Raw genomic sequence first — 25,579 nt, 5'->3', positions numbered from 1 at the left:
GCCGTTTCACGATGTCGAACAAGACCTACGAAATCCGTCCGGAGCAGTCCGTCGAGCTGCTGAAGGAACTGCACATCCTGACCCGCGACGGCAAGCTGAACCAGGACAGCCGCCGCAAGCTGAAGCAGGTCTATCACCTGTTCCAGTTCATCGAGCCGCTGCTCGCGAGCGTGCAGGCCGACAAGGGCGGCGTGACGCTCGTCGATCACGGCGCCGGCAAGTCGTATCTCGGCTTCATCCTGTACGACCTGTTCTTCAAGCAGCAGCCGGGGCACGGCACGCCGGCGTTCGCGTCGCACGTGTACGGGATCGAGACGCGCGAGGAACTCGTCACGCGCTCCACCGAACTCGCCGCGCGGCTCGGATTCGGCGGGATGTCGTTCCTGAACCTGTCGGTCGCCGATTCGATCACGTCGCCGAAGCTGCCCGAAACGGTCGACGTCGTCACCGCGCTGCATGCATGCGACACGGCGACCGACGACGCGATCCGGTTCGCGCTCGCGAAGCGCGCGCAGCACATCGTGCTGGTGCCGTGCTGCCAGGCGGAGGTCGCGGGCGTGCTGCGCAAGAACAAGGGCAAGTCGCTCGCGAACGCGCTGACGGAAGTGTGGCGGCATCCGCTGCATACGCGCGAATTCGGCAGCCAGATCACCAACGTGCTGCGCTGCCTGCAGCTCGAGGCGCACGGCTACCAGGTGAGCGTGACCGAGCTGGTCGGCTGGGAGCATTCGATGAAGAACGAGCTGATCATCGCGCAGTACAAGAACCTGCCCCGCCGCAAGCCCGGCGAGCGGCTGAACGAGATCCTCGGCATGTTCGGGCTCGCCGAACTGAACGAGCGCTTCTTCGCGCCGGCGCCCGCGGCGGCGGCCGGCGAGGCCGTCGAGCAGTCCGCGGACTGAGGCGGACCGAGGCGGACTGAGGCGGACTGAGGCGGACCGACGTCCGGCCCGGCTGCCGCGCGCCAGCCACCCGCCGTGCGACGCGTCAGACGTCGTCGCCCGGCCGGCGCATCCATTCACGCCAGCCGTCATGGCCGAGGCGGCGCAGCGTTTCCTGGTTTTTCTCGTAGATCGCGGATGCGTCCGGGAACGCATCGACCGCGCGCGCGATGCTGTCCTCGCGCAGCAGGTGCAGGATCGGATACGGCGCGCGGTTCGTGTAGTTCTCGATGTCGTCGGCTTCGCTGCCTTCGAACCGGTACTCGGGATGGAAGCTCGCAATCTGCAGCACGCCGTCGAGTCGCAGTTGCCGCACGAGCCGCTCGGCGAAGAACAGCGCATCGTTGTAGTCGACGAAATCCGCGAACGCGCGCGGATAGATCACGAGCGTCGTGTCGACCTGCTGCGGATCCGCCGCTTCGAGCGCGCGCAGCTCGGTTTCGAGATCGGCGAGCGCGTCCTCGAGCGTCGTCGCTTCGCTGATCGCGTAGCGTACCTGGTCCTTCACATAGACGCTCTTCGCGAACGGGCACAGATTGAGCCCGATCACCGCGCGCGCGAGCCAGTGCCGCGTGGCGGCGAGAATGTCGTCGTGCGAGTCGGGGCGGGTATCGGTCATGGCGGAGGCGGTCGGGCGAAGCGGCAGCGAGGGCCGCATTGTAGCCGGAGCGGGCACGCCGGGGCGGGGCGTGCGCCGCCCGTCACGCGCAGGCGGCTTCGATCAGCTGCGTGGCCAGCGCGGGCGCGGTGCCGATCGGCGTTTCGCCGTGCCGGTAGGTCTGGCTGGCCGCGTAGATGCCTTCGACGATGAGCGCGAGCGCATCGGCGAGCGCTTTCGGCTGCCGGGCGCCCGCGCCTTCGCACAACTCGACGAGCCGCTTCATCAGCTGTTCCTTGTTCTGCGCGACGCGCTCGCGCGCCGGATGCGACGTATCCGGGAATTCGGCCGCGACGTTGACGAACGGACAGCCGCGATAGTCCTTCTGCGTCGCGCGTTCGGCCAGATCGACGAAATACTGGATCAGTTGCGCCTTCGGCTGGCCCGGATGCTTCGCGACGCTCGAATCGAGACGCTCGAAGAAGCACGCATCCATCCGTTCCAGATACGCGAGGATCAGCTCGTCCTTCGACGAGAACTGGCGGTACAGGCTCATCTTGTTGACGCCCGCGCGCTCCACGACCGCCTCGACGCCGACCGCGCGCACCCCTTCCTTGTAAAACAGCTCCTCCGCGGCGCGCAGCAGGTGTTCCTGCGCGGCGGCCGCGGCGATCGGCCGGCGCGTGCGGCGTGCCGGCGGCTTGTTGGCGGCCTCGATGCCCGACATGATGACCCTCGACTGCGTGGTGAATTGCTTGACATGTTACCGACTGGTCACTACGATCGCAACACACTTGTGACCGAGCGGTAACAATGCCGCCCGGATCGACAGACAAATGCCACGTATCGGCCCGGGTCAGCCGATGCAGCGTGCGGCGGAGGTGGCCCGGAGGTGAGGCGGGGCTGGCGCGCGAGCGCGGGCCCGCCAACTGGAGAGCGACAACATGAACTGGGCAGTGACACGAATCGGCGGGCGCTTCCACTATGGATGGCTCGCGGCGGCGGTGGTTTTCCTGATCCTGCTGGCGGCGGCCGGCACGCGCGCGACGCCGAGCGTGCTGATGGTGCCGCTCGAGCGCGAACTCGGCTGGAGCCGCGCGGCGATTTCGCTGGCGATTTCGGTGAACATCGCGCTGTACGGCCTGACGGGGCCGTTCGCGGCCGCGGCGATGCAGCGTTTCGGGCTGCGGCCGACGATCCTGACCGCGCTCGTGACGATGAGCGCGGGCGTCGCGCTGTCGTCGATGATGACGCAGAGCTGGCAGATGGTCGTGATCTGGGGGCTGATGGTCGGCTGCTCGACGGGTGTCGTCGCGCTGACGCTGTCCGCGACCTTCGTCACACGCTGGTTCCATGCGCGGCGCGGTCTCGTGATGGGTATCCTGACCGCGAGCACGGCCACCGGGCAGCTCGTGTTCCTGCCGATGCTCGCGGCGATCGCGCAGCGCCACGGCTGGCGGCCGGTCGTGCTGGTCGTCGCGGTGGCGGCCGCGATCGTGATTCCGCTGGTCGCGTTCCTGCTGCCCGAGCGGCCGGCCGACGTGCAGCTGCGTCCGTACGGCGAGCCGGCCGACGCGCCGGCGGCGCCCGACGCGACGAAGGAGAACCCGCTCGCGGTCGCGTTCCGCACGCTGCTGACGGCGAGCCGCTCGCGCGACTTCTGGCTGCTGTTCTTCAGCTTCTTCATCTGCGGCGCGAGCACCAACGGCTACGTCGGCACGCACCTGATCGCGATGTGCAGCGACTACGGGATGTCCGAAGTGCAGGGCGCGTCGCTGCTCGCCGCGATGGGCGTGTTCGACCTGTTCGGCACGACGCTGTCGGGCTGGCTGTCCGACCGCTACGACAACCGCGTGCTGCTGTTCTGGTACTACGGGCTGCGCGGGCTGTCGTTGATCTACCTGCCGCATGCGTTCGGCATCGACTTCTTCGGTCTGCCGCTGTTCGCGATGTTCTACGGGCTCGACTGGATCGCGACCGTGCCGCCGACCGTGCGGCTGGCCACCGACGTGTTCGGCAAGGCCGCGGCGCCGGTCGTGTTCGGCTGGATCGTCGCCGGCCACCAACTGGGCGCGGCGTTCGCGGCGCTCGGCGCGGGGCTGCTGCGCGCGAGCCTCGGCACCTATACGATCGCGTCGATGATCTCGGGCGCGCTCTGCATCGTCGGTGCGCTGATCGTGCTGCGGATCAATCGCGGCCCGTCCCGCGCGGCCGCGCAGGCCGCCTGAGCGCGGTGCGCCGGCCGGCCCGTGCGCGGGTGCGGCCGGTCAATGCAGGATCGGTGATTTGCATTGCGCGGGATGACCGGGCGCGCGACGGCTCAAGCGGTTATGCTTGCGGTTCGCCGGGCGTTCGCGCCCTTCATCGATGTCAGCGAGGAACCGCATGTCCGTCAAACCTGCTCCCACCACTGTTTCGATTCACGACCTGATTGCCGGCCGCTGGAGCCCGCGCGCGTATTCGGACGAGCCGATCAGCGCCGCCGATCTGCACGCGGTGCTCGAAGCGGCGCGCTGGGCGCCGTCCGCCTACAACGCGCAACCGTGGCGCTTCATCGTGTTCGATCGCACGCAGGACGAAGCGGCGTTCAAGCACGCATTCGCGACGCTGGTGCCGTTCAACCAGGGCTGGAACGCGCCGGCGCCGGTGCTGATCGCCGTGACCGCGCATACGCTCACGCCGAAGGGCGAGCCGGCGCCGACCGCGCTGTACGATGCGGGCGCGGCCGCGATGTCGCTGGTGCTGCAGGCGCACGCGCTGGGTCTCGCCGCGCACCAGATGAGCGGCTTCGATGCGAAGGCGTTCCGCGATGCGTTCGAGATTCCGGCCGACGTCGCGATTCCGGCGATCATCTCGCTCGGCCACTACGGCAACGTCGACAAGCTCGACCCGGTGTTGCGCGAACGCGAAAAGGCGCCGCGCACGCGCCATGCGATCGGCGAGGTCGTGTATGCGGGCGCATGGAAGAAGGGTTTCGACGCCGCGGCCTGATGGTGCAAGCGGGCAGGCGTGCGTCGAGCACCTTGTCCGCACCGGTTGCCGGTGCGCCGCAGGCGGGCAGCGGGGCGCGTCGGGCACCCCGTCTGCGCCTGTCGCCGGTGTGCCGCAAGCGGGTGCCGGGGCGCGTCGAGCACTCTGTCCGAACCTGTCGCCGGCATGCCGCAGGCGCGCCTGATCTCCGCCCCGGGCCGGTTGCACCGCGCCGGCGGCCGCCCCCGGTTGTGATCCGGCGGGCTTCATGTTAAAAAGCCCGTCCTTTCCGTTTTCGCGCCGGCCATGCTGCGGCACCTTCCCATGACTTACTGCGCGATCGATTTCGGCACGTCCAATTCCGCCGTGGCCCTGCCCGACGGCGACGCCATGCGCCTCGCGCCCGTCGAGGGCGACCACCTGACGCTGCCCACCGCGATCTTCTTCAACAACGACGAGCAGACGGTCGAATACGGCCGGGCGGCGCTCGCGTCCTATATCGACGGTTTCGACGGCCGCCTGATGCGCTCGATGAAGAGCATCCTCGGCTCGCCGCTCGCGGAAACGACGACGGATCTCGGCGACGGTAGTGCGATGGCGTACACGGAGATCATCGCGCGCTTCCTGACGCACCTGAAACGCAAGGCCGAAGCGCGCGCCGGCGCGCCGATCGGCCGCGCGGTGCTCGGCCGGCCGGTGTTCTTCGTCGACGACGATCCGCGCGCCGACCGTCTCGCGCAGGACCAGCTCGAAGCGGCCGCGCAGTCGGTCGGGTTCGCGGACGTGCATTTCCAGTACGAACCGATCGCGGCCGCGTTCGACTACGAGTCGCGCCAGCAGGCCGAGCGGCTGGTGCTGGTCGCCGACATCGGCGGCGGTACGTCGGACTTCTCGCTGGTGCGCGTCGGGCCGGAGCGGATGGCGCGCCTCGAGCGCAAGGACGACGTGCTCGCGCACCACGGCGTGCACGTCGCGGGCACCGACTACGACCGGCGCGTCGAGCTGGCGGCGATCCTGCCGGCGTTCGGCTACCGCGCGCTCGATCCCGAGGGACGCGAGCTGCCGAACCGGATCTACTTCGACCTGGCGACCTGGCACCTGATCAACACGGTCTACACGCCGAAGCGGCTGGGCGAGCTGAAGCTGATGAAGCACCTGTACCAGGACGTGCGGCAGTACGACCGGCTCACGCGCGTGGTTGAGCAGCGGCTCGGGCATGCACTGATGGCGCGCGCGGAAGAAGCGAAGATCGGTGTGGCGGCGGGCGGGGAGACGATGATCGACCTGAACGACGTGGAAGAGGATCTGCAGATCGCGTTCGACGCCGAACGCCTCGTCGACGCGAGCGTCGACGACACCGCGCGCATCGTCGATGCCGCGCGCGAAACGGTGCGGCTGGCGGGCGTCGCGCCGCGCGACGTCGGCGCGCTGTATTTCACCGGCGGCTCGACCGGGCTCGCGTTCCTGTCGGGTGCGCTCGCCGGCGCATTCCCGGATGCGCAGCCGGTGTTCGGCGATCGCCTCGCGAGCGTCGCGACCGGGCTCGGCATTCACGCGCAGCGGCTGTTCGGCTGACCGGAGGCCATTCTCGATCGGCGGCGGCCGCATGGCTGCCCGCGCCGGAAAACAAAAAGCCCCGCCGAAGCGGGGCTTTTTTACACGAATTATCGCGCCGAACTTAGACCGGACGGATGTTCGCAGCTTGCAGACCCTTCGGGCCCGTCTTCACTTCGAATTCAACCTTCTGGTTTTCTTGCAGCGTCTTGAAGCCTTCGACGCGGATTTCCGAGAAGTGCGCGAACAGATCGTCGCCGCCGCCTTCCGGGGTGATGAAGCCGAAGCCCTTTGCGTCATTGAACCACTTGACGGTACCGGTTGCCATGTTACTTGTTCCTAAAAAGATAAAACGGGGCCGAGGCCCATGGGGTGCGGAAAATCAAGGAAGGGGGTAATGGGACCAACCGGAGTACCGTTGATGGGCGAACTACGAAAGAACCAATTCACTCGCCGCTTGAAATCCTGCAACGTTGTTTATACGGGTAATCGGTCGCGCGGTCAACCGGATTTCCATGCACTCAGGGTTATTGCGGAGTTAAGGTTTACAAACCTTGCAAACGATGCGACTTTTTTGTAGGGGCCGAACGATTTTGGCGCCAACTTGGAGGTGCAACCGTTAAACTACGCGCCGCGTGGACGGGTTGCCCCGATCGGGTGATCCTTCCCCCCAAAATTGCATGCGCGCTGCTGTCCGAGCCGATCCCGGACCGCGGGCCGACCATGCTTTTTGAGACATAGGAGAGGATGTGAAGAGTTCTATTCAACGGAACATCGGCCCGTTTGCACTGATGCTGACGGGGCTGGGTTCGATTATCGGTTCGGGCTGGCTGTTCGGCGCCTGGAAGGCTGCGAAGATTGCCGGTCCGGCGGCGATTTGCGCATGGATCATCGGCGCGGTCGTGATTCTCGCGATTGCGCTGACGTACGCTGAACTCGGTGCGATGTTCCCCGAGTCGGGCGGCATGGTGCGCTACGCGCGCTACTCGCACGGTTCGCTGGTGGGCTTCATCAGCGCGTGGGCGAACTGGATCGCGATCGTATCGGTGATCCCGATCGAGGCGGAAGCGTCGATCCAGTACATGAGCACGTGGCAGTATCCGTGGGCGCATGCGCTGTTCGTGAACGGCGAGCTGACGACACCCGGCCTGCTGCTGTCGGCCGTGCTGGTCGTCATCTACTTCTTGCTGAACTACTGGGGCGTCAAGGCCTTCGCACGTGCGAACACCGCGATCACGATCTTCAAGTTCCTGATCCCCGGCCTCACGATCCTCGGCCTGATGCTGTCGAGCTTCCACTCGGAAAACCTCGGCACTGCATCGAATGCAAGCTTCGCGCCGTACGGCTGGTCGGCCGTGCTGACCGCGGTCGCGACGAGCGGTATCGTGTTCGCGTTCAACGGCTTCCAGAGCCCGGTGAACCTGGCCGGCGAAGCGCGCAATCCGTCGCGCAGCGTGCCGTTCGCGGTGATCACGTCGATCCTGATCGCACTCGTGATCTACGTGCTGCTGCAGATGGCGTACATCGGTTCGGTGAATCCGGCCGACGTCGCGAAGGGCTGGTCGCAGTTCAACTTCTCGTCGCCGTTCGCCGAACTCGCGATCGCGCTGAACCTGAACTGGCTCGCGATCCTGCTGTACGTCGACGCGTTCATCAGCCCGAGCGGCACCGGTACGACCTACATGGCGACGACCACGCGCATGATCTACGCGATGGAGCGCAACAACACGATGCCGAAGATGTTCGGCAACGTGCACCCGATCTACGGTGTGCCGCGCCAGGCGATGTGGTTCAACCTGCTCGTGTCGTTCATCTTCCTGTTCTTCTTCCGCGGCTGGAGCTCGCTCGCGGCAGTGATCTCGGTCGCAACGGTGATCTCGTACCTGACCGGCCCGATCAGCCTGATGGCGCTGCGCCGCGCGGCGACCGACATCGAGCGTCCGCTGTCGATCCCGCTGATGAAGCTGATCGCACCGTTCGCGTTCGTCTGCGCGTCGCTGATCCTGTACTGGGCGAAGTGGCCGCTGACGGGCGAAATCATCCTGCTGATGATCGTCGCGCTGCCGGTGTATTTCTACTTCCAGGCGAAGTCGGGCTGGACCGGCTGGGGCGCCGACCTGAAGGCCGCATGGTGGCTGGTCGCCTACCTGCCGACGATGGCCGTGCTGTCGCTGGTCGGCAGCAAGGAGTTCGGCGGTTACGGCGTGCTGCCGTACGGCTGGGACATGCTGATCGTCGCGGCAATCTCGCTGGTGTTCTACTTCTGGGGCGTGAATACCGGTTACCGGACCCAGTATCTCGACGAGCGCGAGGCGCACGACGAGATCCTTGAAGGGGTCGGTGCCTGACGCCTGACCTGCCACCGGAATCGGCGGTGGCGGAAAGCGCAAAAAAGCCCGTCCGAGCGATGCTCGGGCGGGCTTTTTATTTGTGCTCGGCGCTTGTGTCGCCGTGTCGCGCGATTCAGGCGGCCGCGCTTGCGAACACGTAGTTCGTCATCGCGAGCACGCGTTGATACGTGCCGAGCGACTGGACGCCGAGCTGGTAGTCGTCGTCGGCTGCGCCGAGCGCGGTGAACACCGGCAGCAGGTGCTCGTCGGTCGGATGCATCAGCGCCGCGTGCGGCGCCTGCCGGCGATAGTCGAGCAGCGCGTCGACGTCGCGCGCGGCGAGCTTCGCCTCGAACCAGTCGGTGAATTCCGCGACGCGCGGGTCCGCATCCTCGGGCGCCGCGCTGAAATCGGCCGCGCGCAGGTTGTGCGTGATCTGGCCCGAGCCGATCACCATCACGCCATCGTCGCGCAGCGGCCGCAGCGCGCGGCCGAGCGCGAAGTGATGGGCCGCGTCCGCACGCGGCTGGATCGACAACTGCGCGACGGGCACGTCGGCTTCCGGGAACATCAGCAGCATCGGCACCCACGCGCCGTGGTCGAGGCCGTGCTCGGTCGTCGCGGTCGCGATGCCGGCCGCGTTCAGCAGCGCGGCCGCCCGCTCGGCGACCTCGGGCGCGCCCGGTGCCGGGTAGCGGATCTCGTACAGTGCGCGCGGGAAGCCGTAGAAGTCATGGATCGTTTCCGGGTGCGCGGCCACGCTCGCGACCGGCTGCTGCGTGCCCCAGTGCGCGGACAGCATCAGCACCGCGCGGGGGCGCGGCAATTCGGCGCCGAGGTGCGTGAATGCGCCGGACGGCAGCGTCGGGTCGATCGGCAGCGTCGGGGCGCCGTGTGACAGGTAAAGCGAAGGCAAGCGGTTCATGGTGGGGAGCCTGCAATAGTGGGTTGCATGTGACTATAGGCGCGCACCGGACATTGATAAATCGGCTTGCTGGAATTTGATTGAATCGCGATGGTTGATAATTAGGCCGATTCGGGTGCGCGGGAGCAGGCGCGGGGAAGCTGGGCGCGGCTGGATCGAACCGGAAGGCGGCCGAATCGACGAAGATACGTGGAGAACGGCGCCGAAGCGCCGCGGCGAGCGGCTTACCGTGCGGGCCGGATGCCGGCCCACGGCGTCGTCATCGGTGCGCTGAGCGCGAACAGGTCGAGCACGCGCGTGACGGTCTGGTCGACGAGTTCCTCGATCGTCTTCGGCATCGCGTAGAACGCGGGCAGCGGCGGAAACACGATGCCGCCCATTTCGGTCACGGCGGTCATGTTGCGCAGATGCGCGAGGTTGAACGGCGTTTCGCGCACCATCAGCACGAGACGGCGGCGTTCCTTCAGCGTGACGTCGGCCGCGCGCGTGATCAGGTTGTCCGACAGGCCGTGCGCGACGCTCGCGAGCGTCTTCATCGAGCACGGGGCGATCACCATCCCGTCGGTCGCGAACGAACCGGACGCGATCGTCGCGCCGACATCGCGCACCGAATGCACGACATCCGCCCGGCTTTCGACTTCAGCCTTCGACAGCTGCAATTCATGCTGGATATTGAGCCAGCCGGCGTTCGAAACCAGCAGATGCGTTTCGACGCCGCCGGCGGCGCGCAGCAATTCGAGCAGCCGCACGCCGTAGACCGCGCCGGTGGCGCCGGTGATCGCGACGATCAGCCGGCGTGGCGGCGCGCTGGGAGATGCCATCGGGAACGGGGCGTTACGCGGCGGCGAACAGTTGCTGCAGTTCGCCCGACTGGTACATCTCCATCATGATGTCCGAGCCGCCGATGAATTCGCCCTTCACGTACAGCTGCGGGATGGTCGGCCAGTTCGAGAATTCCTTGATGCCCTGGCGGATCTCGTCGTCCTCGAGCACGTTGACCGTCTTGAACTGGTCGACGCCGCAGGCTTTCAGCACCTGCACGGCGCGGCCCGAAAAGCCGCACATCGGGAATTGCGCGTTGCCCTTCATGAAGAGCACGACCTGGTTTTCGTCGACGATTTGCTTGATACGTTGTTGGGTGTCCATGACTGACCTTGCGTTGGCGGGGCGTTAGAACGAAATGATAGCGGATTTCAACCGGGCGGGCCGGCCGTCAGACGGGCCGGCGGCCGCCCGTGGTGCGTTCGATCGCGGCGAGATCGGCGAGCGATTCGACCGCGACGAAGCCGCGTGACACGAGCAAGGCACGCACGGCTTCGGCCTGGTCGTAGCCGTGCTCGATCCAGAGCGTGCCGCCCGGTTTCAGGTAGGCGCCGGCGCCTGCGACGATCGTGCGGATCGCGCTGAGGCCGTCGGCATCGTCGGTGAGCGCGCCGCGCGGCTCGAACCGCAGGTCGCCCTGCGCGAGGTGCGGATCGTGCTGCGCGATGTACGGCGGATTGCTGACGATCGTGTCGAACGCGAGCGTCGGATCGAGCGCGGCGTACCAGTCGCTCTGCAGCCAGTGCAGCGGGCCGCCGGGGCGGCGCGCGTCGAGCAGCTTGTGCGCGTTGCGCCGGGCGACGTCGAGCGCGGCCGATGAGCGGTCGAGCGCCCACACGCGTGCGTCGGGCCGTTCGGCGGCGATCGACACGGCGATCGCGCCGCTGCCGGTGCCGAGATCGAGCACGGCCGGATGCGGGCGACCGTCGATCGCGTCGAGCGCGGCTTCGACGAGGAGTTCGGTTTCGGGGCGCGGGATCAGCACGTCGGGCGTCACATCGAACGGCCGGCCGAAGAATTCGCGCATCCCGACGAGCTGCGCGACCGGCTCGCCCGCCACGCGGCGCGCTTCGAGCGCGCGGTAGCGCGCGATCGCGGCTGGCTCGAGCGGGGCGTCGCCGCGCGTGATCAGCTGCGTGCGGGTCCAGCCGAGCGCGTACGCGAGGAGCACGCGCGCATCGACCGGGTCGAGCGGCGACGCGCGCAGCAGATCGTCGGCGGTGGTGTCGGACATCGCGACCTCAGTCGGTGTCGCCGAGCGACGCGAGCAGTTCGGCCTGGTGTTCGGTGACGAGCGCGCCGATCAGTTCGTCGAGATCGCCGTCCATCAGCGCCTCGAGCCGGTACAGCGTGAGGTTGATCCGGTGGTCGGTCATCCGGCCCTGCGGGAAGTTGTACGTGCGGATCCGCTCCGAGCGGTCGCCCGAGCCGATCAGGCTCTTGCGCGTCGCCGCTTCCTTCGCGTGCTGCTCGTGATACTGCTTGTCCTTGATGCGCGCGGCGAGCACCTTCAGCGCACGATCCTTGTTCTTGTGCTGCGAGCGGTCGTCCTGGCACTCGACGACGATCCCGGTCGGGATGTGCGTGACGCGCACCGCCGAATCGGTCTTGTTGATGTGCTGGCCGCCCGCACCCGACGCGCGGAACGTGTCGATCCGCAGGTCGGCCGGATTGATCTCGACCTCGCCGATTTCGTCGGCTTCCGGCATCACCGCGACCGTGCAGGCGGACGTGTGGATGCGCCCCTGCGTCTCGGTCGCCGGCACGCGCTGCACGCGATGGCCGCCCGATTCGAACTTCAGCCGCGAGTAAGCGCCCTGGCCGGCGATCCGCACGATCACTTCCTTGTAGCCGCCGAGATCCGACGGGCTCTCCGACATCATCTCGACCTGCCAGCGCTGGCGTTCCGCGAAGCGCAGGTACATGCGCAGCAGGTCGCCCGCGAACAGCGCCGATTCGTCGCCGCCGGTGCCCGCGCGGATTTCGAGGAAGATGTTGCGGTCGTCGTTCGGGTCCTTCGGCAGCAGCATCTTCTGCAACTCGCCTTCGAGGCGAACCATGCGTTCCCGCGCGCTGCGAATCTCGTCTTCGGCGAAATCGCGCATCGATGCATCGGCGACCAGCTCCTGCGCGGCCGTCTCGTCGCTGCGCGACTGGCGCCACAGCGCGTACTGCTCGACGACCGGGCCGAGTTCCGCGTGTTCGCGCGTCAGCTTGCGGTACTGGTCGAGGTCGGCCGTGACGTTTTCGCGGCTCAGCAGGTCGTTCAGTTCGGCCAGCCGGATAGACAGCTGGTCGAGCTTGCGTTGCATGCTCGTCTTCATGGTGTGGAGCGACGCTCCCGGACAAAAGGGGTATTCGAAAAGGATAGGCCGGCGCGCGGCCGGCGGCAGGGGCAACCGGCCGGCGCTAGTGGCCGGACTGGTCGTTCGAGCGCGGCGCGTGCTGGTAGAACCCGCGCATCAGGTCGATCAGCGAATCGCGGTCGGTGCCGTTCACGCGGTTGAGCGCGCTCGTCGGGCCGTGGATCAGCTTGTTGGTGAGCGCCTGCGACAGCGCTTCGAGGACGGCGGCCGGATCGTCGCCGCGCGCGAGCAGCTTCTGCGCCTTCTCGACTTCCGCGCGGCGCAGCGCGTCGGCCTGCGTATGCATGTGACGGATCACCGGCACGACGCTGCGCGTGTCGAGCCACTGCATGAAGTTCTGCACGCGGGTTTCGATGATCGTCTCGGCTTGTGCAACCGCGGCCTGGCGCGATGCGTTGCCTTCGCGCACGATCGCACCGAGATCGTCGACGGTGTAGAGGAACACGTCCTTCAGCTTGCCGACTTCCGGCTCGATGTCGCGCGGCACCGCGAGGTCGACCATGAAGATCGGCCGGTGGCGGCGCGCCTTCACCGCACGTTCGACCGCGCCGAGGCCGATGATCGGCAGCGTCGACGCGGTGCACGACACGATGATGTCGAATTCGTGCATGCGGGCAGGCAGGTCCGACAACGGCATCGCGCGGCCGTTGAAACGTTCGGCGAGCCGCTGGCCGCGTTCGGCCGTGCGGTTCGCGACGACGAGCTCGCGCGGGCTCTGCGCGGCGAAGTGCGTCGCGCACAGCTCGATCATCTCGCCGGCGCCGATGAACAGCACGCGCTGATCCGACACTTTTTCGAAGATGCGCTGCGCGAGGCGGACCGCGGCGGCGGCCATCGACACCGACTGCGCGCCGATCTCGGTCGTGCCGCGCACTTCCTTCGCGACGGCGAACGTGCGCTGGAATAGCTGGTTCAGATAGGTGCCGAGCGCGCCGGCTTCCGTCGCGGTGCGCACCGCATCCTTCATCTGGCCCAGGATCTGCGTTTCGCCGAGCACCATCGAATCGAGACCCGACGCGACGCGGAATGCGTGCCGGACCGCTTCCGATTGCGGCAGCGCATAGACGTGCGGGGCGAGTTCGTCGACCGGAATCTGGTGGTACTCCGACAGCCAGCGAATCGCACCCTCGCGGGCGGCCCGATCGTCGGTCGCGCAATAGAGTTCGGTGCGGTTGCAGGTGGAGAGGATTGCCGCTTCGGGCGCATTCGGCGCCTGGGGGCCGAGGAACACGTTCTTGAACGTGACGAGAGCCGGCTTGATTTGCTCGAGCGGAAACGCCACGCGTTCGCGCAGGGCGACAGGCGCAGTGTGGTGGTTGATTCCGATCGTGAGGAGTTGCATATCGAGGGCTATCGTTTAGCCCCATATTATAGCGTTTCAGCGATTTCCTCACTTGCGGCATACCGGGCATCGGCGTGGCGCGGCCTCGAATTTGGGGGCTCGATCGGCACGCGGTCGAGCTGGTAGCCGTAGCCGTAGAGCGGCAGAAGCCGGTAGCCGCGCTCCGGAAGCAGCCGCAGCTTGCTGCGCAGCCGGGACGCATGGGTGTCGAGCGTGCGCGACTTCATGTCGCGGCGGCGGGCCCACACCGTTTCGAGGATATGGGCGCGCGACACGGGCCGCGACAGGTTCGCGAACAGCAGCTGTGCGAAGCGGAACTCCTTCGGCGTGAGCGCGACGATCGCATTGCCGAAGCGCACGAGGCTGTGGGTCGCATCGAATGCGTATTCTCCATACATTTCGCGCGAGCGATTCGGCGGCCGCCGGACACCCGCGCGCCGGCTCAGCGCGTTGACGCGTGCGAGGAGCTCGGGGCCGCTCACCGGGCGCACGAGGCAGTCGTCGGCGCCCGCGTGCAGGCACGACACGACTTCGCTTTCGCGCGCTAGCTGCATCACGGCGATGGCCGGCAGCCCGGGCAGGATCGCCTGCGCCCGCGGAATGACTACCTCGGCCGGCTGGTCGCCGGCCCAGTTGCCGATGATCAGCATGTCGCAGGTATCGGTGGCGAGCCACTCGAAGAACGCCGCGCTGGACGGAAACGCGTGGCACACATGACCGCCGGCGAACAGCAGGCGGTTCAGGAGCGCAGCATGATGCGCCTCCGGATCGATGAGAGCGATTCGCATGAGGATTTCTTCAATACGCCTGCGGGTGCGCGCTTGCCATAACGTCGGGTCGGCCCCTACACTCGAATGTTCGCGGCGCCCGGCTGGTCTCGGGTTCGATGGATGAATCGATGCTAGCCGCTGGCAACGTTCACGCCTATGGGACGAATCTGAATTTATAGAAGGCGTCGAATGAACTGGTTTGGAATCCTTGTCCTGGGAGCGGCCGTCGGGCTGTTCGGCCGGTGGCTGCATCCGATGCGGCGCACGGGCCGGCCGGCATGGTGGATCGTGGTGCTGGTCGGCATCGCAGGCGCCGCCGCCGCGCGCATGGCCGGCAATCTCTCTGGACTGTTTTACGACGGCGAAACGCTCGAATGGCCGGTCTGCACCGGTGTCGCGTTCCTCGCCGTAGCCGTGACGGTCGCCGTGTCGGCCCGTCGCTGAACGCTCTCAGGTGAAATCATGAATGCCCGTCTCCCCGAAGTCTCGTCGGTGCCGGCCCGCCTCGCGCTGCTGCGCGGCGCGATGGTCCGCGAGGACCTGGCCGCCTATCTCGTGCCGTCCGCCGATCCTCACCTGTCCGAGTACCTGCCCGAGCGCTGGCAGGCGCGACGCTGGCTGTCCGGTTTCACGGGCTCGGTCGGCACGCTGGTCGTGACCGCGGATTTCGCGGGCTTGTGGGTCGACAGCCGCTACTGGGTGCAGGCCGAGGCCGAACTCGCCGGCACGGGCGTCCAGCTGATGAAGATGACGGGCGGGCAGCAGAGCGCGCCGCACGTCGACTGGCTCGCGCAGAACGTGCCGGCCGGGACGACGGTCGGCGTCGACGGCGCCGTGCTCGGCGTCGCGGCGGCACGCGCGCTGACGGCCGCGCTGAGCGCGCGCGGCATCGCGCTGCGCACCGATCTCGACCTGCTCGACGCGATCTGGCCGGAGCGCCCGGGGCTGCCGGGCGACGCGGTGTTCGAGCACGTGGCGCCGCAGGCCGACACGACACGCGCGAGCAAGCTCGCCGAAGTGCGCCGTGCGATGCACGCGCAGGGCGCGCAATGGCATTTCGTGTCGACGCTCGACGATCTCGCGTGGCTGTTCAACCTGCGCGGCGCCGATGTCAACTTCAACCCCGTGTTCGTCGCACACGCGATGATCGGGGCCGATCGCGCGACGCTGTTCGTCGCCGACGGCAAGGTGTCGCCGGCGCTGGCCGCGTCGCTCGCGCAGGACGGCGTCGAGGTCCGCGCGTACGACGCCGCGCGCGCGGCGCTCGCGGCGCTGCCGGACGGCGCGACGCTGCTGATCGATCCGCGCCGCGTGACGTTCGGCACGCTCGAGGCCGTGCCGGCCGGCGTGAAGCTGATCGAGGCCGTGAACCCGTCGACGTTCGCGAAGTCGCGCAAGACGTCCGCCGAGATCGAGCACGTGCGCGTGACGATGGAGCACGACGGCGCCGCGCTCGCCGAGTTCTTCGCGTGGTTCGAGCAGGCGGTGAACCGCGAGACGATCACCGAGCTGACGATCGACGAGCGACTCACGGCCGCGCGCGCACGGCGCCCCGGCTACGTGTCGCCGAGCTTCGCGACGATCGCCGGCTTCAACGCGAACGGTGCGATGCCGCACTATCGCGCGACGCCCGAGTCGCACGCGACGATCGCCGGCGACGGCCTGCTGCTCGTCGATTCGGGCGGCCAGTACACGACCGGCACCACCGACATCACGCGCGTCGTGCCGGTCGGCACGGTCAGCGACCTGCAGCGCCGCGATTTCACGATCGTGCTGAAGTCGATGATGGCGCTGTCGCGCGCACGCTTCCCGCGCGGCATCCGCTCGCCGATGCTCGACGCGATCGCGCGCGCGCCGATGTGGGCGGCCGGGCTCGACTACGGCCACGGCACCGGTCACGGCGTCGGCTACTTCCTGAACGTGCACGAGGGCCCGCAGGTCATCTCGCACTACGCGCCAGCCGAGCCGTACACGGCGATGGAAGAGGGGATGATCACGTCGATCGAGCCGGGCGTGTACCGGCCCGGCAAATGGGGCATCCGGATCGAAAACCTGGTCGTGAACCGCGCGGGCGGGCAGACCGAGTTCGGCGACTTCCTCGCGTTCGAGACGCTGACGCTGTGCCCGATCGACACGCGCTGCGTGCTGATCGAGATGCTGCATGAAGAAGAACGCGCGTGGCTGAACGCGTATCACGCGACCGTGCGCGAACGCGTCGGCCGGCACGTGAGCGGCGACGCGAAGGCGTGGCTCGACGCGCGCACGCAGCCGATCTGACGCGACGCGCCATACACGACAGATATCGGCCGCGCGACGGCCGGACCACGACGGAGAGGGCAATCGATGGCAGACACCGCAGTGATCGTGATCGACATGCAGCGCGGGCTGGTGCAGCGGGCGCGGCCCGCGTACCGGCTCGACGACGTCGTGTCGGGCATCAACCTGCTGACGGCGGCGGCACGTGCGGCAAACGCGCCCGTGTGCTTCGTGCAGCACGACGGCGATGCGGACGACGACATCGTGTCCGGCACGCCCGGCTGGGAACTGCATGAGGAACTGATCGTCGGTCGCGCCGACTGGCGCATCCGCAAGCAGGTGAGCGATTCGTTCCACGACACGCCGCTCGCCGCGCAGCTCGACGGCCATGGCATCCGTTCGGTGCTGATCTGCGGTTATGCGACCGAGTTCTGCGTCGATTCGGCCGCGCGCCGCGCGGCACTGCTCGGCTACCGGACGACCGTCGTGTCCGACCTGCACACGACGAACGAGCGCGCGCACCTGTCGGCCGCGCAGATCGTCGCGCATCATCACTTCGTGTGGGAAAACAATACGCTGTCGGGCAATGCGGTGACGCCGCGTCCGCTCGCCGACGTGCTCGCCACGGAGTTCGCATGACGATCAAGGCGGTGGTGTTCGATTTCGGCGGCGTGCTGATCGACTGGAGCCCCGAGTACCTGTACCGGCATCTGATTCCGGACGAAGCCGAGCGCCGCTGGTTCCTCACGCACGTGTGCGCGATGGACTGGGTGATCCGCCAGGACGGCGGGCAGACAATCGACGAAGGGACGAGCGAGCTGGTCGCGAAGTTTCCGGCGCACGAGACGCTGATTCGCGCGTTCTACGCGCGCTGGCACGAGATGATCGGCGGCGTGCTCGACGAAGGCGCCGCGCTCGTCGACCGGCTCGATGCGCAGGGGATGCCGCTCTTCGGGCTGACCAACTGGTCCGCGCAGACCTTTCCGTATGCGTGGGACAACTTCCCGGTGCTGCGGCGCTTCAAGGACATCGTCGTGTCGGGTCGCGTGAAGCTCGTGAAACCCGATCCGGCGATCTACCGCGAGATGCACGCGCGGATCGAGCCGCACCTGCCGGGCATTGCGCCGCATGAGCTCGTGTTCATCGACGACAACGCGAAGAACGCGGCGGCCGCGACGGCACTCGGCTGGCATGGCATTCATCACACGAGCGCGGCCGCGACCGAGGCGCGTTTGCGCGAGCTGGGCGCGCTCGCGTAGGCGGCGCGCCGGACGCCGCAGCCGAATGCAGACAGGCGGATGAAAAAAAAGCGGGCCATGAGCCCGCTTTGTCGTTCTGCCGATCCGGAGGCGGCCGCGTTCGGCACCCGGCGTCGCGTCGCCGGATACACGGGCCGCATCGTTCAGCGGCTGATCGGCTTGTAGCGCAGGCGCTTCGGCTTCGCGGCTTCCTCGCCGAGGCGCGCACGCTTGTCGGCTTCGTATTCCTGGTAGTTGCCGTCGAAGAACGTGACCTGCGAATCGCCTTCGAACGCGAGGATGTGCGTCGCGATCCGGTCGAGGAACCAGCGATCGTGCGAGATCACCATCACCGAGCCCGCGAATTCGAGCAGCGCGTCTTCCAGCGCGCGCAGCGTTTCGACGTCGAGGTCGTTCGACGGTTCGTCGAGCAGCAGCACGTTGCCGCCGGAGATCAGCGTCTTCGCGAGGTGCAGGCGGCCGCGCTCACCACCGGACAGGTTGCCGACGATCTTCTGCTGGTCGCCGCCCTTGAAGTTGAAGCGGCCGATGTACGCACGCGACGGCGTTTCGTACTTGCCGACCGTCAGCACGTCGGCGCCGCCCGAGATTTCCTCGAACACCGTCTTCGAGCCGTCGAGCGCATCGCGGCTCTGGTCGACGTACGCGAGCTTCACGGTCGGGCCCATCACGACTTCGCCCGAATCCGGCTGTTCCTTGCCGGTCAGCATCTTGAACAGCGTCGACTTGCCGGCGCCGTTCGGGCCGATGATGCCGACGATCGCGCCGGCCGGAATCTTGAAGTTCAGGTTGTCGATCAGCAGGCGGTCGCCGAACGACTTGCTGACGTTCTTGAACTCGATCACTTCATTGCCGAGGCGGTCGCCGACCGGAATGAAGATTTCCTGCGTTTCGTTGCGCTTCTGGTATTCCTGGCTGTTCAGCTCCTCGAAGCGCGCGATACGCGCCTTCGACTTCGCCTGGCGGCCCTTCGGGTTCTGGCGCACCCACTCCAGTTCCTTCTTGATCGCCTTCTGGCGCGCCGATTCCGACGCTTCTTCCTGCTTCAGGCGCTCTTCCTTCTGGTCGAGCCAGCTGCTGTAGTTGCCCTTCCACGGAATGCCGTGGCCGCGGTCGAGTTCGAGAATCCACTCGGCCGCGTTGTCGAGGAAGTAGCGATCGTGCGTGACGGCGACGACGGTGCCCGGGAAGCGCACCAGGAACTGCTCGAGCCAGTCGACCGATTCCGCGTCGAGGTGGTTGGTCGGTTCGTCGAGCAGCAGCATGTCCGGCTTCTCGAGCAGCAGCTTGCACAGCGCGACGCGACGCTTCTCGCCGCCCGACAGGTGCTCGATCTTCGCGTCCCACGCCGGCAGGCGCAGCGCGTCGGCGGCCACTTCGAGCTGCTGTTCGGGGCTGCCGCCGTCGCTCGATGCGAGGATCGCTTCGTATTTCGCCTGCTCGGCCGCGAGTGCGTCGAAGTCGGCGTCCGGTTCCGCATAGGCCGCGTAGATTTCCTCGAGCTTCTTGTTCGCCTGGAACAGGTCGCCGAGGCCTTCCTCGACGGCTTCGCGCACCGTCTTCGTCGGATCGAGCTGCGGTTCCTGCGGCAGGTAGCCGATGTTCAGGTTCGGCATCGGCGTCGCTTCGCCTTCGATGTCCTTGTCGACGCCCGCCATGATGCGGATCAGCGTCGACTTGCCCGAGCCGTTCAGGCCGAGCACGCCGATCTTCGCGCCGGGAAAGAACGACAACGAGATGTCCTTCAGGATCTGGCGCTTGGGCGGCACGATCTTGCCGACCCGGTTCATCGTGAAAACGTATTGGGCCATTTGGGTGTGAAACTCAGAAAGGGTTGAGACTGCCGCGCAGCGCATCGGCGTGCGTGGCGTCGGGTGATTCGGTACGGAGCGTGCCGCGCGGGGCGCAGCGGTGTCGCCGCGGGTTGGCGGTGCGAGCGCGTATTGTACTTCGGCGCCGGCTGCCGCTGGCACCGCGCTGGCCATTCGGCCGACCCGCGTTCACAGCCATCCGGCGACGCCACCGTGCCCCGAGCAGGTGCCGCGCCGATGGCGGCTGAAGCTGTACGTGCCGTCGCGGCAGCGCGCGCTCGCGCCCTCGGGCACGCGGCCCGATTTCGAATGTGCCGGTGCATGGACGGTGTCGCCGTCGCGATTGCGGTACGTGTCGTGCCGGTCGAGGTCGGCTTCGCTGCCGTAGCCGGGCGACGCGCGATAGGCGTGCGCCGCGGGCGGCAGGGCGGCGCACGCGCCGAACAGCGCGGCCGACAGGGTTGCGATGCGTGTCGCGCGGCGGAGCAGGGCGGGCATGGTCTCTCTGCGGATGTCGTTGTCCGTTGCCGGTGGCTGGCGGGCCGACGGCCCGGGCCGCATGTTAGCCGATCGGCTCGAGATCGTTGCCGCCGCCCCGCGCTGCAGCGACGCTACGCCGTGCCCGTCATCGATGCCGCGCCGTCGGCCTGGGCGGCCTCGAGAATCCACCGACGGAACGCGGCGACTTTCGCGCGCTCCGCATGATGCGGCGGATAGACGAGGTAGTACGCGAAGTCGTCGAGCCACGCGACGTCGGCAAGCTGCACGAGCCGGCCGCTCGCGAGCTCGCCGCGCACCATCGCCGCCGGCAGCAGGCCGGCGCCCTGGCCGGCGAGGATCGCCTGCAGCAACAGACTGGAATCGTCGAACGCGGGGCCGCGCGGCGGGCCGAAATCGGCGATTCGCTGCGCGTCGAACCAGATGTGCCAGCCCTTGCGTTCGGCGTCGTGCAGATGCGGCCATCCGGCCAGGTCGGCGGGCGTGGCCGGCATGCCCAGCCGCGCGACGAGTTCCGGCGCCGCAAGCGCGACGATCTCCACGGTCAGCAGCCGTTCGCTGCACAGCCCGATGTAGCGGCCGAGACCGTGGCGGATCGCGACGTCGACGCCGTCGCGCGAGAAATCGGCGAGCGCATGGCTCGCGACGATCTGCAGGTCGACGTCCGGGCATGCATCGCGGAACTGCGCGAGGCGCGGCACGAGCCATGCGGATGCGAAAAACGGCGTGACGCTCACCGTCAGCACGCCGCTGTCGGCGGCGCCCGACACGCGCTGCGACGCGTCGGCGATTTGCCGGAACGCGTTGCGCACGGGCGGCAGATAGTCGCGGCCCGCGGCGGTCAGCAGGATGCCGCGGTTCACGCGCTCGAACAGTTGCACGCCGAGATGGGTCTCGAGCGTGCGGATCAGCTGGCTCACCGCGCCGGGCGTGACCGACAGCTCTTGCGCTGCCGATTTCACCGACAGGTGGCGGGCCGCCGCCTCGAACGCGCGCAACGCGTTGAGCGGTGGCAGACGGGAACGGTTCATTGAGTTTTTCTAAAGCGAAAGGCCGACGAAATATCGTTTGAGGCAAGGCATGCGCGCGAGTACCGTTGTCGCGTCGGATCCGATTCGTCACGGCTGACTTGCGGCGGTCGATGCGACCAACATAGTTCAACTATATCCATGAGGCAATCCGGACGCCGCGCGGCGTCCGGCGGAACCTGAGAGGAGCATCGTCATGAGCGGCCCGCGCGCGTCGCGCGTTTTCTACGGCTGGTATGTGGTGGCGGCCGCGTTCGCCGTCACGTTCGTCGGCTTCGGCAGTGCGTACACGTTCAGCGCGTTCGTCGAAGCGCTGCAGCGGGATTTCGCCGCATCGCGCGGGCAGATCTCGCTCGTGTTCTCGCTGGCCGGCTTTCTGTATTTCGGCTTCGGCATCGTCAGCGGCCCGCTTGCCGATCGTTTCGGCTCACGGCGGCTCGCCGTCACCGGCATGTTGCTGACGGCGGCGGGTCTCGCGGCGGCCGGCGCCGCGCATACGCTGCTGCAGGTCTATGTCGCGTACGGGCTCGGTGTCGGTCTCGGCGTCGGCTGCGCGTATGTGCCGGCCGTCGGCGCCGTGCAGCGCTGGTTCGTGCGGCGGCGCGGCTTCGCGTCGGGGCTCGCGGTCGCGGGGATCGGCGTCGGCACGCTCGTGATGCCGCCGCTCGCCTCTGCGCTGATCGCGCACGTCGGCTGGCGCGGCGCCTATTTCACGCTTGCGGCGCTCGCCGTCGCGATCGGCGCCGGGATGTCGCTGCTGATCGAGAACGACCCGCGCGGGCGCGGGCTGTTGCCGGACGGGGAGGCCGTGCATCCCGCCGCCGGCGGAGGCTTGCCGGAAGCGGGCGGGCACACGGCAGGGGCCCCGGACTCCGTGAACGCTGCTGATCGCGCGCGGGCTGCCGCATCGGCGCCCACCGGTGCGACGCTGCGCGAGGCCGTCACGTCGCGACCGTTCGCGAGCCTCTACGCGGCGTGCCTCGTGTGCTCGTTCGGCGTCTTCGTGCCGTTCGTGCACCTCGTGCCGTATGCGCTCGATCATGGCGTCGCATCGTCGACGGCCGTGCTGCTGCTCGGCGCGATCGGCGTCGGCAGCACGGCTGGGCGCTTCTTTCTCGGCGGCCTCGCCGACCGCTTCGGCCGCCGCGCATCGCTGCTCGCGATGTTCGCGGGCATGGCCGTCGCGCTCGTCGCGTGGGCCGGCGCCGGCAGCGTCGCGACGCTGGCCGCGTTCGCACTCGTGTTCGGCGTGTTCTACGGCGGCTGGGTCGCCGTGCTGCCCGCCGTCGTGATGGACTACTTCGGCGGCCGCAACGTGAGCGCGATCATCGGCGTGCTGTACACGAGCATTGCGTTCGGCACGCTGATCGGGCCGGCTGCGGCCGGTTTCATCTACGACGCGGGTGGCGGTTATCTCGTGCCGATCCTGGCCAGCGCGGCCGCCAATGCGATCGCGTTCGCGATCGTCGCCACCACCGGCCGCGCGCAGATGGCCGTGCGCGCGGCCGGCCGCTAGACGCGCGTCGCCCGCTGCAAGGCACGGCGCCTTCCAGCTAGGCGCGATCTACGATTTCCGTTACGGTGGCCGGAACTCGATCATCGACGGCTGGAGGCGCATCGTGACATTCGACGAAGTGCGGCAGATCGCGCTCGCATGGCGCGGCGTCGAGGAGGGGACGTCGTACGGCACGCCCGCACTCAAGGTGAAGGGCAAGATGCTCGCGCGCCTGCGCGAGGACGGCGATACGCTCGTCGTGAAGGGCGTCGGCCCCGACGAGCGCGCGTGGCTGATCGAAGCGGAACCCGACGTGTATTACGTGACCGACCACTATGCGGGCTGGCCGATCGTGCTGGTGCGCCTGTCGGCCGCGCATCCCGACGCCGTGAAAAACCTGCTTCTGCGCGAATGGCGCGCAATCGTGCCGGCCAAATGGCGCGACGCAGGGCCGGACGACGCCAACTGAGCCGCGCCGGCGCGGCACGCGATCCGCTTCGACGGAACGTGTTCACCATGATGCCGAGCGGGCACGCGCCGTCATCACTTGCCCGATCCGGCTGCCCGCAGGCGGACGCCGAACCGGATCATGCGTTGCATCGGTTCGCATCGATGCAACAAGTGGATCCATCGAAATTCTTCAATTGGTTCTTAGTGAAGAACCGTTTGATGCTTACACTCCTTCGCTTCGAAGGCGGCTGACCGACAGCCGACGGAAGGGGCGCACGCGATGCGCCGGCACCTCGTGCGCCGCATCGCACCCGCGGCTTCGCAGACTGCGTCGCGCACCGACCGGAACAGCTCGACCCGGCTTCCTGCCCGTATGCGCGCATGCGCGGCGGGCTGCCGGGTTCAACAACGACAACTCCCTGCCGCCTTCACGCGACACCGGTCATACCGGAACCGTTTTTTGGAGAGAGACACATGAGTGGAAGCAAGACAGGCCTCGGCACGGGTCTGAAGCAGCGGCACGTGACGATGATGTCGATTGCCGGCGTCATCGGCGCGGGCTTGTTCGTCGGCTCCGGCCACGCAATCGCGGAAGCCGGCCCGGCTTCGATCCTCGCGTATGCGATCGCGGGCGTCCTGGTCGTGCTGGTGATGCGCATGCTCGGCGAGATGGCCGTCGCGCATCCGGACAGCGGTTCGTTCTCGACCTATGCCGATCGCGCGATCGGTCACTGGGCGGGCTTCTCCATCGGCTGGCTGTACTGGTGGTTCTGGGTGCTCGTGATCCCGATCGAGGCAACCGCTGCGGCTACCATCCTCAATGCGTGGTTCCCCGGCGTCGCGACCTGGATCTTCGCGCTCGGCATCACGCTGCTGCTGACGATCACCAACCTCTTCTCGGTCAAGAACTACGGCGAATTCGAATTCTGGTTCGCGCTGATCAAGGTTGTCGCGATCGTCGTGTTCCTGTGCATCGGCGGTGCGGCGATCGTCGGCATCGTGCCCGCGCCGGCCGTATCGGGCGTGTCGAACCTCTTCGCGCACCAGGGCTTCATGCCGAACGGCGCCGGCGCGGTGCTCGCGGCGATGCTGACGACGATGTTCTCGTTCCTCGGTACCGAGATCGTGACGATCGCGGCCGCCGAGTCGGACAACCCGCAACGCCAGATCGTGCGTGCGACCAATTCCGTCATCTGGCGTATCACGCTGTTCTATCTCGGCTCGATCCTCGTCGTCGCGGCGATCGTGCCGTGGAACGATCCGCTGCTGCCGAAGCACGGCTCGTATCAGCGTGCGATGGAGCTGATCGGCATTCCGAACGCGAAGGCGATCATCGACGTGATCGTGCTCGTGTCGGTCGCGAGCTGCCTGAATTCCGCGCTGTACACCGCATCACGGATGCTGTTCTCGCTGTCCAAGCGCAAGGACGCACCTGCGTTCCTGCACAGCACCGATTCGACCGGTACGCCGCGTGCGGCCGTGCTGGCATCGACCGCATTCGGTTTCCTGACCGTGATCGCGAACTACCTGATGCCGGAGCAGGTGTTCGGCTTCCTGCTGGCGACGTCGGGTGCGATCGCGCTGCTCGTGTATCTCGTGATCGCGATCTCGCAGCTGCGGATGCGCAGGACGCTCGAATCGGGCGGCGCCGACCTGACGCTGCGGATGTGGCTGTTCCCGTGGCTCACGTGGGCGGTGATCCTGTTCATCTGCGGCACGCTGACCGTGATGTTCGTCAGCGAGGAACACCGGATGGAAGTCGGTGCGACGGCCGTGCTCGCGCTGCTCGTGCTGTTTGCGTCTTGGCTGAACAAGCGCGGTCGCGATGCGCGAGCGGGGGCGGGGCGGCGGGTGTCGGCGATGTGATGAAGTGACGATGCGGCAGCGGGCCTGAGCGTTCGCTGTCGGTAGACACGGGGATTCCCGTCGTGAAAGTGGCCCGATCGGCATTGGCGATCGGGCCATTTGTTTTGCACCAGCAAACGGAGGCACTTGTCGCGGAACCTGGAGCGTTCATCACCGCAGCGAATCATTGACATAAGGACTCGCAAAATCGAACTCGTCTGATTTCATCGCCGACGCCCTCTCCATACATTGGTCACTTCGAGAACTGGAGTGAATCGATGGAAGGATCGATTTGGCGAGCGTTGATTGGTCATTGCGT

General features: G+C 67.5%; 26 protein-coding genes. 13 read left to right on the top strand and 13 right to left on the bottom strand.

Features of this window, described 5'->3' with window-relative positions:
- Nucleotides 1-11: 11 nt before the first annotated feature.
- Complete coding sequence (locus PL79_RS30170) at nt 12-902, top strand: class I SAM-dependent methyltransferase (protein WP_044845909.1); 891 nt, start codon at nt 12-14, stop codon at nt 900-902.
- An 85-nt stretch (nt 903-987) separates the two neighbouring features.
- On the opposite strand, the gene PL79_RS30165 is transcribed toward PL79_RS30170, so the two are convergent.
- Complete coding sequence (locus PL79_RS30165) at nt 988-1,560, bottom strand: DUF1415 domain-containing protein (RefSeq protein ID WP_044845908.1); 573 nt, start codon at nt 1,558-1,560, stop codon at nt 988-990.
- 82 nt (nt 1,561-1,642) lie between these two features.
- Entirely contained in the window at nt 1,643-2,266 is a 624-nt protein-coding gene (locus PL79_RS30160; RefSeq protein WP_044845907.1) for a TetR/AcrR family transcriptional regulator, read from the bottom strand.
- A gap of 217 nt (nt 2,267-2,483) precedes the next feature.
- Here PL79_RS30160 and PL79_RS30155 point away from each other — a divergent pair, with 217 nt between their 5' ends.
- From PL79_RS30155 to PL79_RS30145, 3 genes are all read left to right on the top strand, one after another.
- Entirely contained in the window at nt 2,484-3,767 is a 1,284-nt protein-coding gene (locus PL79_RS30155; RefSeq protein WP_044845906.1) for an MFS transporter, read from the top strand.
- A gap of 157 nt (nt 3,768-3,924) precedes the next feature.
- Nucleotides 3,925-4,530 carry a nitroreductase family protein gene (locus tag PL79_RS30150; RefSeq protein WP_044845905.1) on the top strand — a complete coding sequence of 202 codons (606 nt, stop codon included), beginning with the start codon at nt 3,925-3,927 and terminating at the stop codon, nt 4,528-4,530.
- A gap of 303 nt (nt 4,531-4,833) precedes the next feature.
- A complete protein-coding gene (locus PL79_RS30145; RefSeq protein ID WP_044845904.1) occupies nt 4,834-6,084 on the top strand; it encodes an Hsp70 family protein in 1,251 nt (416 codons plus the stop codon).
- 103 nt (nt 6,085-6,187) lie between these two features.
- Here the strand turns inward: PL79_RS30145 and PL79_RS30140 are convergent, their stop codons facing one another.
- Nucleotides 6,188-6,391 (bottom strand): cold-shock protein, encoded by a 204-nt coding sequence (locus PL79_RS30140; protein ID WP_006477070.1) that lies wholly within the window; start codon nt 6,389-6,391, stop codon nt 6,188-6,190.
- 421 nt (nt 6,392-6,812) lie between these two features.
- Between PL79_RS30140 and PL79_RS30130 the strand changes: the two genes are divergently transcribed.
- On the top strand, nt 6,813-8,411 hold the full coding sequence (locus PL79_RS30130; RefSeq protein WP_044845903.1) for an APC family permease: 1,599 nt from the start codon (nt 6,813-6,815) through the stop codon (nt 8,409-8,411).
- 115 nt (nt 8,412-8,526) lie between these two features.
- On the opposite strand, the gene PL79_RS30125 is transcribed toward PL79_RS30130, so the two are convergent.
- From PL79_RS30125 to PL79_RS30095, 7 genes are all read right to left on the bottom strand, one after another.
- Entirely contained in the window at nt 8,527-9,318 is a 792-nt protein-coding gene (locus PL79_RS30125) for a DODA-type extradiol aromatic ring-opening family dioxygenase (RefSeq protein ID WP_044845902.1), read from the bottom strand.
- 224 nt (nt 9,319-9,542) lie between these two features.
- On the bottom strand, nt 9,543-10,139 hold the full coding sequence (locus PL79_RS30120) for a UbiX family flavin prenyltransferase (protein ID WP_044845901.1): 597 nt from the start codon (nt 10,137-10,139) through the stop codon (nt 9,543-9,545).
- A 13-nt stretch (nt 10,140-10,152) separates the two neighbouring features.
- Nucleotides 10,153-10,464, bottom strand: a complete 312-nt coding sequence (grxD, locus tag PL79_RS30115) for a Grx4 family monothiol glutaredoxin (RefSeq protein ID WP_011883132.1) — start codon at nt 10,462-10,464, stop codon at nt 10,153-10,155.
- Between the two features lie 67 nt (nt 10,465-10,531).
- Nucleotides 10,532-11,374: a peptide chain release factor N(5)-glutamine methyltransferase gene (prmC, locus tag PL79_RS30110; protein WP_044845900.1), complete on the bottom strand. Its 843-nt coding sequence runs from the start codon at nt 11,372-11,374 to the stop codon at nt 10,532-10,534.
- A gap of 7 nt (nt 11,375-11,381) precedes the next feature.
- A complete protein-coding gene (gene prfA, locus PL79_RS30105) occupies nt 11,382-12,464 on the bottom strand; it encodes a peptide chain release factor 1 (protein ID WP_044845899.1) in 1,083 nt (360 codons plus the stop codon).
- An 85-nt stretch (nt 12,465-12,549) separates the two neighbouring features.
- A complete protein-coding gene (gene hemA, locus PL79_RS30100; RefSeq protein WP_044845898.1) occupies nt 12,550-13,848 on the bottom strand; it encodes a glutamyl-tRNA reductase in 1,299 nt (432 codons plus the stop codon).
- Nucleotides 13,849-13,874: 26 nt separating this feature from the next.
- Entirely contained in the window at nt 13,875-14,636 is a 762-nt protein-coding gene (locus PL79_RS30095; protein WP_044845897.1) for a response regulator transcription factor, read from the bottom strand.
- Nucleotides 14,637-14,807: 171 nt separating this feature from the next.
- Between PL79_RS30095 and PL79_RS30090 the strand changes: the two genes are divergently transcribed.
- The 4 genes from PL79_RS30090 (at nt 14,808) to PL79_RS30075 (ending at nt 18,133) form a co-directional block, all read left to right on the top strand.
- A complete protein-coding gene (locus tag PL79_RS30090; protein WP_044845896.1) occupies nt 14,808-15,062 on the top strand; it encodes a hypothetical protein in 255 nt (84 codons plus the stop codon).
- Nucleotides 15,063-15,080: 18 nt separating this feature from the next.
- A complete protein-coding gene (locus PL79_RS30085) occupies nt 15,081-16,895 on the top strand; it encodes an aminopeptidase P family protein (protein ID WP_044845895.1) in 1,815 nt (604 codons plus the stop codon).
- Nucleotides 16,896-16,961: 66 nt separating this feature from the next.
- Nucleotides 16,962-17,513: an isochorismatase family protein gene (locus PL79_RS30080; protein ID WP_044845894.1), complete on the top strand. Its 552-nt coding sequence runs from the start codon at nt 16,962-16,964 to the stop codon at nt 17,511-17,513.
- On the top strand, nt 17,510-18,133 hold the full coding sequence (locus PL79_RS30075; protein WP_044845893.1) for an HAD family hydrolase: 624 nt from the start codon (nt 17,510-17,512) through the stop codon (nt 18,131-18,133). Before PL79_RS30080 ends, PL79_RS30075 begins: the two co-directional genes overlap by 4 nt.
- 143 nt (nt 18,134-18,276) lie before the next feature.
- Here the strand turns inward: PL79_RS30075 and ettA are convergent, their stop codons facing one another.
- From ettA to gcvA, 3 genes are all read right to left on the bottom strand, one after another.
- Nucleotides 18,277-19,944, bottom strand: coding sequence for an energy-dependent translational throttle protein EttA (gene ettA / locus PL79_RS30070; protein WP_044845892.1), 1,668 nt, complete (start codon nt 19,942-19,944; stop codon nt 18,277-18,279).
- A 189-nt stretch (nt 19,945-20,133) separates the two neighbouring features.
- Complete coding sequence (locus PL79_RS30065; protein WP_044845891.1) at nt 20,134-20,442, bottom strand: DUF3761 domain-containing protein; 309 nt, start codon at nt 20,440-20,442, stop codon at nt 20,134-20,136.
- Between the two features lie 113 nt (nt 20,443-20,555).
- Nucleotides 20,556-21,473 carry a transcriptional regulator GcvA gene (gene gcvA / locus PL79_RS30060; RefSeq protein ID WP_044845890.1) on the bottom strand — a complete coding sequence of 306 codons (918 nt, stop codon included), beginning with the start codon at nt 21,471-21,473 and terminating at the stop codon, nt 20,556-20,558.
- 193 nt (nt 21,474-21,666) lie between these two features.
- On the opposite strand from gcvA, the gene PL79_RS30055 reads away from it, so the two are divergent.
- The 4 genes from PL79_RS30055 (at nt 21,667) to gabP (ending at nt 25,281) form a co-directional block, all read left to right on the top strand.
- Nucleotides 21,667-22,986 carry an MFS transporter gene (locus tag PL79_RS30055; protein WP_044845889.1) on the top strand — a complete coding sequence of 440 codons (1,320 nt, stop codon included), beginning with the start codon at nt 21,667-21,669 and terminating at the stop codon, nt 22,984-22,986.
- A 103-nt stretch (nt 22,987-23,089) separates the two neighbouring features.
- Nucleotides 23,090-23,434 carry an MmcQ/YjbR family DNA-binding protein gene (locus tag PL79_RS30050; RefSeq protein ID WP_044845888.1) on the top strand — a complete coding sequence of 115 codons (345 nt, stop codon included), beginning with the start codon at nt 23,090-23,092 and terminating at the stop codon, nt 23,432-23,434.
- 38 nt (nt 23,435-23,472) lie between these two features.
- Nucleotides 23,473-23,667 carry a hypothetical protein gene (locus PL79_RS30045; RefSeq protein WP_124571704.1) on the top strand — a complete coding sequence of 65 codons (195 nt, stop codon included), beginning with the start codon at nt 23,473-23,475 and terminating at the stop codon, nt 23,665-23,667.
- Between the two features lie 222 nt (nt 23,668-23,889).
- A complete protein-coding gene (gene gabP / locus PL79_RS30040) occupies nt 23,890-25,281 on the top strand; it encodes a GABA permease (protein ID WP_044845887.1) in 1,392 nt (463 codons plus the stop codon).
- The last annotated feature ends 298 nt before the right edge of the window (nt 25,282-25,579 follow it).

The organism is Burkholderia sp. USMB20, from assembly GCF_000949135.2.
Taxonomy (GTDB): Bacteria; Pseudomonadota; Gammaproteobacteria; order Burkholderiales; family Burkholderiaceae; genus Burkholderia.
This window is presented reverse-complemented; position numbering and strand designations above follow the sequence as displayed.